Below are 5,617 nucleotides of genomic sequence, written 5' to 3' on the forward strand. Positions count from 1 at the left end.
GTTCTTGCGCCCATAAATGTTGTCGCTAATGAAAAAGCCCCTAAATACGCGGGATTCGGGGCTTTAAATTCAGTGTAAAAGTAGGATTATCCTTATCTCCCTTACGATTTCGCTTCGTTTTCGTGTATTCGACACTTTCCAGGAGCATTTTCAGAGCTTTGTTCCGGTCCTGGACGGATAAGTCCCAGTAGCAGGAGAGAAGTTCCTTGCAGGAAGGGATGAAGTTCTCTATGTTTGCTATTTTCTCTTTTTCATATTTCAGATCTTTTTTTAGAATTTCTATGTGTTCTTCCGATTCTTTGATACGTTTCTGTAATTCGTGGGAACGTTCCAGAAAGATCTCGGTGGTGTAGACTCCCTGTTCCAACAGATCGTATAAGTTTCCATTTTGTTTTAGTAATAAATCGTGGTTGCTGACAGCGGAAGAGAGAAGCTGTTCTTTTTCCGGAACTTTGTTCTCAACTTCCAGAGTCGGATCTAACTGGTAGCCAGCTACCCAGTCGGATAGTGCCTGTATGAGTTCACGCTCTACCAGCTCAAGCGTTGAGCCGATGGTGGGACAGCCTCTGGTGTTACACATTAAAACGTCATACGGACATCTTCCGGAAGAGCCGTCCCTGGAAGCCGGTCTTCTCTGCATTTTCTTTCCGCAGCAGGAGCAGACCAGAATCCCGGCAAGAGGATTCTTTATGCCGTAAGACTCCGGCAACTTGTGAGAGTTCCTGGCGAGATACTCCTGCGCTTCCAGAAATACATCATGATCAATCAATCGTGGCTGCAGCCCCGGAGCAGTAAAATCATAATCACTGTGAGGACGTACTTTGCTGACGGAGCCATTCTGGACTTGCTTTACAACCTTTCTTCGCCCAATGCCGACTCGCTGATCATTGACAATGTTCCTTAAGATTCCCATGACGCTGCATTCCAGCCAGGTATCTCCGTTCCTTGGCTTGATTCCCCGGTTGTCCAGATATCTGCAGATGTGGGTAATTCCGATGCGATCGGGACCGGTATAGAGCCGGAAGATAAGTTTCACGACCGGAGCTTCGTCTGGATCCGGAGCGAGAACCCATCCACGCCCACGTTCGAGCTTCACGCGCTGCCAGCCGTAGGGTGCCTGATTGAACGGCCATTTTCCTTCCTTCACGGCAGCAGTCACACCGGCGCGCATCCGGCGGCGGATTGTCTTGTATTCCCTCCGGCTCATGAAGAGTCCGAACTCAAAGTATTCTTCGTCAAATTCATTATTTGGATTATAGGTCTTTGTTGGAGTGATGATCTTCGTTCCGGAATATTGGAAAGCTCTTTGAACAATTCCCTGATCGACAGTATCACCTCTCGCCAGACGTTCCACTTCCATTACGAGTACACCTTCCCAACGTCCGGATTCAACTTCAGATAAAAGCTTCTGCATTTCCGGACGCGCGGATATAGACTCTCCGGAAACGACTTCACGGTAGATCCCGCCAATGGATAAGTTCATTCGTTTGGCAAGATCAAGTAAGATCTGCTCATGCCGTTCCAGGACATCCACGCCCATAGCTTCCAGAGAAGCATCACTTCGGGACTTCCGGAGATAGATAAGATATTCTTCATATTGCATATGTATCACCTTTCCTTAGTATATATGTGCGACGTCGCACAAAAATGGGTACAAAAATAACAGCCAGCAGAGAACTAGCGTTCTGCTTGCGATAGCTGTTCGAAGATGATACAATATGTAGGTCAAAAGTTTGGTTGATACCATCTTCGGTATTGCCTATGAAAAGCCGTTCCTGTTGACGCAGGAGCGGTTTTTTCTTTATTCAGCTGATTTTATGCAGCGTTCAAAAATAAGAATGGTATTATTGAGTGTTGTATTAATACCCAGCACAGCATTTTTCCCGATCTCATTTGTCGTGACAGAGCATAATCTCCATCCATTCAACGCATAGCTCATAATAGTGTCTTCAAGTTCCGTTTTACTTGTCTTTCCCAAAACGCCAGAATCCGATACAATTTCAACCTTGTATTCGTAAAACGCATTTTTTAAGATTTGCGCTTGCTTAGATGCCAGTATAGAATTTTTTTGTTCCTTCGTTAGAAAAACTTCTTCCAACGAATAACCGCAGTTGGAACATTTAAATTCATGAGCGGCAATTACTTTTTTACAAACAGGACAAATCCTATCTTTATTTACAGAATGGCTGGATGCATTTGTGTTTTTGAAATCAGCCTCTTCCTTTTCAGCAAGCTTCTTTTTAAAAGTTTCTTCGGAACTCTTAACCAAACTGCTTACAATTTCTCTGTTTTGTGGTGTTGCTTTGAGAATCGCGGTTTCAATGGCAGATTTTACAGAATCAAACTCGTCATTATTTAATAGTTTTGTGGTTGAATCTAGTTGCTTGAGCAGGGCTCCGCATTCATTACACACTAATAAATTATGTCCAGTATACGGTTCTTTTCCGCCGCTCATCAAGCCGCAACTTTTCCCACAAATAGAACAATTAGCCATAGTTCATTTCCTCCTTATTTTTAAATTTATGATTTGTATCGTGTTTCAGTTAGTTCTTACTATATCAGTTCAATGACCGCAAGATGTGGAATGAAGTAGATTATATAGTTATCTACAGCCGTGCATATTCCGTATTTGCCCCGATAACATTCAATGCAATCCTCAAGGTATTCTTCTGTTATTTCCAAATATTCCGCAATCTCATATCTATTTTGGCATCCATGCTCGTAAGCATCCGCCAGTCCGATCAGCCCGATCAGGCGGTTATATCCATGCAAACGAGCCTGACGTTCCTGTTTGCGGTTTGCTGGGACGTTCATATCAAGGATATTCCCGACAGTAGTATAGTAGTGTCCGAGTTCCTCTGCGAGCACGCAGGCTTTCTCGGTTGTATTCATATCTTTTCTAATTGCTACAGTGCCCTTAGAGTACAGCCCTTTAATGCGGTCACTGTGAAATGTATAGTCTATAACATCTATACCGTCCTCGCAGGCTTCATCTTGCAGTTTCTCATATGTATTCATATAAGCACCTCCCACTCAAGTATATCTGATGAGCTGTCCAATAATTAGGATACTAAAAAAGGTGTTGCCATAATGACAACACCTAAAAACCAGTTGAATTACAAGATGGGCGGCGTATCCATCATCTCAGGTACTCTTGCGAGTGTGTCGGGAGCCTTTCCGACCTTTGCAATTCGTTTTATTGTATTGTTATTATAGACAAATTATTCATGTTTGTCAAATTTTTTCAATCGACCGTTCTCTATGCCATGCTGTAATTTTCCATTTGTGATTGAATGGAGTGTAGCAACATACAGATAGTCATCTTTTACATCTAGTTTAATGCCGATTTGTATATTTTTATCGAAAATCTTTACTAATTCAAAGCTTGCGCCAAGTTCGTTAGGATTAATGCCTATGTAGTCTGGTTTGTTAATGATAAACGAAAGATACTGCAAGTATTCTGCACATTCAGGATGCCTTTTCAGTATATGTTTCTCTAATCCAGAAGACTGATAGATATAATCATACTCAAAGTCATAGGATAAATACTCGTTTATTAATTTATTAAACGGTGCAACTGGGAATATTTTATCGCTCATATGTACCTCTTATTTATTCCTATTTTTTACAAATTCAGCAAACTGGCGAATTTCGTCCATTTCATCTTCTGTATATTCTTCTCCGTCAAAGTGGGCGGCGAGAGTGGTTGGCTCAGCTTCAAGTCCGAGTAACATATCGGCAGAAACATTTAATGCAGACGCTATTTTTTTAATCGTATCTACATTTGGTTCGCGTTTTCCACTTTCATATAGAGAATATGTTGATTTTGCAACACCTATATTTTCTGAAAGATCTTTCTGAGATAGCCCAGATTTCAGTCTTGCTTCTTTTAAATTTTCATTGAAGTGCTCACCCATATTTTAGTACCTCCTGTTAATTAAGATTATAGTTGCGTATTGAAAAAGTGTCAATAAAAAAGTTTGCAAAATGAAAAGAAAACTATTGACAAGTTTGCAATAGGCAATTATAGTATAATTAAAGTTTGCGAAATGCAAATTTTAAAATGCGGACTGCATTGGAGCAAGGTTGACAGTTACTGGAACACTAAAGTTCCTTTTCAAGGTGGAATGCTAACGGAGTTTCTCCGAAACAGCCAGTATAAGACAGTGCGACTATCTTATACCCGAGACTCATCCACTTGCTGGCTAATACCCTCGAGTGCACGATTCGTTTTATACTATCACCTCCTTTCATAGAGGCGATTTGCAGTCCGCATCAATATTATAGCAGAAGGGAGCGAAGAAGAATTGTTTAAAAATTTAGATGCTGAGCAGGCAAGACATTCTTACACAAACCAGCGAATGGCAGATATGGTTGGAATTTCAAGAGTATCTTACGAGAATAAGAAAAAAACCGGGAAATTCACTGCGCTCGAAGCGAAGAAAATGTGCAAGATATTCAAGGTGAAATTTGATTATCTGTTCGCAACAGATGAAACAGAATCACAGTAGGAAGTGAGGTGAGAAGTGTGCTAGTGATAATAATTTGTATAGGTTGTTCAGTAATAACTTCGGCATTAATTACAAAAATACTAGCCACCCACTATTTTAAAATAGTAGATGGCTATGTAGATGAAATGTGTGAAAAGACCAGAGAGTTCGTCAATGCTTTCCTATACAAATAGAACAAAAAGTTTTGCCTAAAGAAGTTAGCTGTATAAGTCCTTTCTTGAAATAAGAAGTGGAGTTAGGATGATCAACGGAATAATCTATGGCGAACTCACTAACATTTGAATATTCAGGCGTTCTTTTTAAAGAATTATAAAAGTTATCACCGGAAATTTGTTTGTTGTAGTTAATAGAAATCAAATTTGCTCGTTTCAATGAGTCAAGCGAAAGAGAAATTTGCTCTCTTTCGAGCGATATGCTCGGAGGAATAAAAACATTGTCATATAGAATTTGATAACTATTACCTCTAATTTTAACACCCATTGAAGCAACTGGAAAAGAGCTCTGACTGGAAAGAAAAAGATCCTGTAACAACAAGGCGTCAGATGGACTTAATTGCTTCAATATTTCTGGGAACGAAGGATGTGCCAAAGAAGCGGTATCAGAGTTCATAGATCCACTGATAAGTTTTGTAAACATCTCTCTTAGGATTTCCGATGAAACGCAGTACTTTGAGTTTTCCAAAGCCTGTGCAGTTGTTTGTAGGGATGGCTCCAGCTTTTTATCATCTGGGATTTCGTCGATGGATTGGTCTAATTGTTCGCGAAATTTTTCAAGGTCGTGCGCATATTGCAGACGCTTCTTTTCAGCTTTTTGACTGATTCCGCCAAAGACGAGATACCAAATATCAGCAAAGGTTTTTCCTATATTCTGAGTAGGAGCGTCGGTTAGATTTTTAACAGCGTTATCAGCGGATTCAGGCATATCAGGAAGGTTGATTAAAGCTATATTATTCGTAGTATTCTCGGACATGAAATCATTCCTTTCATCATTTGATAGGAAAATTATACCAGAGAACCGCAACAAGTACAAACTGTACCACATAACATGAAATAAGAACACAGGAGGGCAGGAAGATGATTGTAGAAACAATGAACAACAATGGCTGC

Annotated in this window: 7 protein-coding genes; 1 reads left to right on the top strand and 6 read right to left on the bottom strand. The window is 40.4% G+C overall.

What is annotated here, in order from left to right; all coding sequences use genetic code 11:
- Positions 1-40 precede the first annotated feature (40 nt).
- The 5 genes from DXC04_RS05870 to DXC04_RS05885 form a co-directional block, all read right to left on the bottom strand.
- The gene (locus DXC04_RS05870) at positions 41-1,603 is read right to left on the bottom strand and encodes a recombinase family protein (protein WP_118660374.1); all 1,563 of its coding nucleotides are present in this window, start codon (positions 1,601-1,603) and stop codon (positions 41-43) included.
- 198 nt (positions 1,604-1,801) lie between these two features.
- On the bottom strand, positions 1,802-2,494 hold the full coding sequence (locus DXC04_RS05875; RefSeq protein WP_118660376.1) for a DUF4177 domain-containing protein: 693 nt from the start codon (positions 2,492-2,494) through the stop codon (positions 1,802-1,804).
- A 59-nt stretch (positions 2,495-2,553) separates the two neighbouring features.
- Positions 2,554-3,018, bottom strand: coding sequence for an ImmA/IrrE family metallo-endopeptidase (locus tag DXC04_RS05880; protein WP_118660378.1), 465 nt, complete (start codon positions 3,016-3,018; stop codon positions 2,554-2,556).
- 203 nt (positions 3,019-3,221) lie between these two features.
- Positions 3,222-3,599 (bottom strand): PBECR3 domain-containing polyvalent protein, encoded by a 378-nt coding sequence (locus DXC04_RS15515; protein WP_158580449.1) that lies wholly within the window; start codon positions 3,597-3,599, stop codon positions 3,222-3,224.
- 9 nt (positions 3,600-3,608) lie between these two features.
- Positions 3,609-3,917, bottom strand: coding sequence for a helix-turn-helix domain-containing protein (locus DXC04_RS05885; RefSeq protein ID WP_118660380.1), 309 nt, complete (start codon positions 3,915-3,917; stop codon positions 3,609-3,611).
- Between the two features lie 390 nt (positions 3,918-4,307).
- On the opposite strand from DXC04_RS05885, the gene DXC04_RS05890 reads away from it, so the two are divergent.
- Positions 4,308-4,511, top strand: coding sequence for a hypothetical protein (locus DXC04_RS05890; RefSeq protein ID WP_118660382.1), 204 nt, complete (start codon positions 4,308-4,310; stop codon positions 4,509-4,511).
- Between the two features lie 150 nt (positions 4,512-4,661).
- Here DXC04_RS05890 and DXC04_RS05895 read toward each other — a convergent pair whose 3' ends face one another.
- Complete coding sequence (locus tag DXC04_RS05895) at positions 4,662-5,480, bottom strand: DUF4393 domain-containing protein (RefSeq protein ID WP_158580451.1); 819 nt, start codon at positions 5,478-5,480, stop codon at positions 4,662-4,664.
- Positions 5,481-5,617: the final 137 nt, after the last annotated feature.

The sequence above is a fragment of the Dorea sp. OM07-5 genome, from assembly GCF_003481355.1.
Classification (GTDB): domain Bacteria; phylum Bacillota; class Clostridia; order Lachnospirales; family Lachnospiraceae; genus Dorea_D; species Dorea_D hominis.

What these genes read in the sequence shown, in the direction of transcription:
- DXC04_RS05870 (WP_118660374.1), bottom strand. Translation starts at nt 1,603, where the DNA reads ATGCAATATGAAGAATATCTTATCTATCTCCGGAAGTCCCGAAGTGAT.
- DXC04_RS05875 (WP_118660376.1), bottom strand. Translation starts at nt 2,494, where the DNA reads ATGGCTAATTGTTCTATTTGTGGGAAAAGTTGCGGCTTGATGAGCGGC.
- DXC04_RS05880 (WP_118660378.1), bottom strand. Translation starts at nt 3,018, where the DNA reads ATGAATACATATGAGAAACTGCAAGATGAAGCCTGCGAGGACGGTATA.
- DXC04_RS15515 (WP_158580449.1), bottom strand. Translation starts at nt 3,599, where the DNA reads ATGAGCGATAAAATATTCCCAGTTGCACCGTTTAATAAATTAATAAAC.
- DXC04_RS05885 (WP_118660380.1), bottom strand. Translation starts at nt 3,917, where the DNA reads ATGGGTGAGCACTTCAATGAAAATTTAAAAGAAGCAAGACTGAAATCT.
- DXC04_RS05895 (WP_158580451.1), bottom strand. Translation starts at nt 5,480, where the DNA reads ATGTCCGAGAATACTACGAATAATATAGCTTTAATCAACCTTCCTGAT.